Origin of the sequence: Carboxylicivirga taeanensis (assembly GCF_051851475.1) — a bacterium.
Taxonomy (GTDB): Bacteria; Bacteroidota; Bacteroidia; order Bacteroidales; family Marinilabiliaceae; genus Carboxylicivirga; species Carboxylicivirga taeanensis.
In genome coordinates this window covers 1-2,153 of sequence record NZ_JBPUSJ010000057.1, presented here as the reverse complement: position 1 = coordinate 2,153, position 2,153 = coordinate 1, and the positions used below count along the sequence as shown (strand labels likewise).

Sequence of the window (2,153 nt, the reverse complement as noted above, 5' to 3'; positions counted from 1 at the left end):
ACTTTGGTTGGGCAGATTCCCGCCTCGATGGTCTCGTCCTCTCGGACGGACAATCTCAACGCAGAATCTGCTACAGCGCCATGCGGCCAACCGTTAGCACCAATTAAAAAATAAATATGGCAAAGCTTTATACTTTAGAGGGACATGATTTTGTTGAGAAAAAATCGTTATCAGAAGAAAGCCGTAAATCCTTGCTAGAAGATTGCGATTTAATAAATACTTATAGTACACAATTAGAGGTATTCCAATATTTACAAAACAACCTGTCTGACTACAATGAGTTTCTGACAAAGATTTCAGGTATTCCTATAACAAAATTCAATTTTCAAGCTATAGAAAATACAGAATTCATTATCGAGGTTAATAAGCATATTTTAAATATTCTTTCGAGTTTCAAGTTTTTCTTAGATAATGCGGAGAGTTATATAAAAAGGCATGTTGGAAAAGACTCACAACAAATTTTAGACTTTAAAGAATTAACAAGTAAATTATACGATTCATATTTTTCATATCGCTTTCTATACAGACTAAGGAACTACGCAATGCATTTAGGCTTTCCAATTCAATCAATTCACTTTAAATCTAGAAAGCAAGAAGCGAATCCAGAAGATATGATTGGGGATGTAATATTGGAAGTTTCTATTATGAGTATGCAAGGTGAGAAAAAACTTTTTGGCCCTGTTCATAAAGAATTGATGAACATTAATAGTAATATTGATATTCGACCACTAATAGTTGAATTATCTAAATCGATTCTTACGATTCAAAAGTTTATGCATAGCATTCATACAGATAAGCTTAATGATGCTATCGCTAATATTGAACTATATACGCTTAAATATAAAACTACAAGCAATATAATTGTAATAATTGACAATTTTCATGTAGACGATGAGAAGGTTAAATTAACCAAGAAGAATATTCCTTTTGATAGAATAAATAAAATTAAAATTCTTAACAATAACTGGTGCTAACAAACCGCTATAAAGCATATGGAGGTCGACTGATTTTGGAAGGTTTGTGACTTCGACAACCACCGCCAAATCGTTGATTTGGCTTTAAAAATGAAAAGTTAAAAACAAATACAACGCTTTGGCTATGCGCAATTTGAAAAGTTAGTAAGGTTAAAATTCCATACGCTTCATGCGGCAGGCCGTTGGGGTTAATTTGATGAAGATAACGACAACAATATTATTAAGCTTTTTTCTGCTAATTAGTGCTTATTCACAAATTAAGGCTGACAGTATTGCTATTGAGTATTTCAATAAGTTGATTCCATATGATTCATTGATGGCAATTCAAGATTTAAACGAATCGAAGGTTCAAATTCTGAAATTAAGTGGATTAGGCCATCTTGGGGAACCACTGAATACAAATGAAGAACTCGAACTTGTAGAACAACGATTCGGATTCAAGTTTATATTTGATTTTATTGAGGTGCCACATGACCTGGTTATTGAAAAACAAAAAGAATATAACAATCAGGTATATCGTTACCTTGACTCTCATTTACAAATAGATGCTGAAAATGAAATATCAATAGAACTTAAAAGACTTGCGCTTGAAAGACACGCATTGACAATCGAGACAGATAGACAATTAACTAAACGAATTAAAAAGACTATCCGAAAAGAATCCAGTGAATTTAAAACCTTGCTCATTTCCGCAGACATTAAATACAGAGACAGAAAATTTAAAAGTGCACTTGAAGAATATGAGCAGCTTTTTAATCTAGCTAAAACTGAATCAGGACAACTTTACCTACAGACTTCTAAATATCACTGTAAAATGAATTTAGGTAAATATTCTGAAGCCTATGAAATGTTTATAGAGAATCAGCAAATTAATAGAGTGGCAAAAAGAATAAAAACTAACCCCAACAAACCGCTATAGAGCATAAAGGGTGCAGTGCATCTTGCTTGGTTCATAGCTTTGGCTACCAACGCCAAATCACTGATTTGGCTTTAGAAATGAAAAGTTAAAAACAAATACAGCGCTTTGGCTCAGCTCAATTTGGAAAGTAAGTAAGGTTAAATTCCTTTACGCTCCATGCGGCAGGCCGTTAGGCACAACCCAATGTTTTTAAGCCGGATTCGAAGTGTTTTTGGGATTTGTGCGGCTTTTGAGGAATTTGCTGCTCACCCACGGGCCAG

The 2,153-nt window shown here is 33.8% G+C and carries 2 protein-coding genes; both read left to right on the top strand.

All coding sequences use genetic code 11. From position 1 onward, the window contains the following. The first annotated feature begins 116 nt into the window (after window positions 1-116). Window positions 117-974, top strand: coding sequence for a hypothetical protein (locus ACSX1H_RS19130; RefSeq protein WP_439185860.1), 858 nt, complete (start codon window positions 117-119; stop codon window positions 972-974). A gap of 196 nt (window positions 975-1,170) precedes the next feature. Further along, window positions 1,171-1,893, top strand: coding sequence for a hypothetical protein (locus ACSX1H_RS19125; RefSeq protein WP_439185859.1), 723 nt, complete (start codon window positions 1,171-1,173; stop codon window positions 1,891-1,893). Window positions 1,894-2,153: the final 260 nt, after the last annotated feature.

Excerpts from the sequence above, each read along its gene's own strand:
- ACSX1H_RS19130 (WP_439185860.1), top strand. The coding sequence starts at position 117 with ATGGCAAAGCTTTATACTTTAGAGGGACATGATTTTGTTGAGAAAAAA.
- ACSX1H_RS19125 (WP_439185859.1), top strand. The coding sequence starts at position 1,171 with ATGAAGATAACGACAACAATATTATTAAGCTTTTTTCTGCTAATTAGT.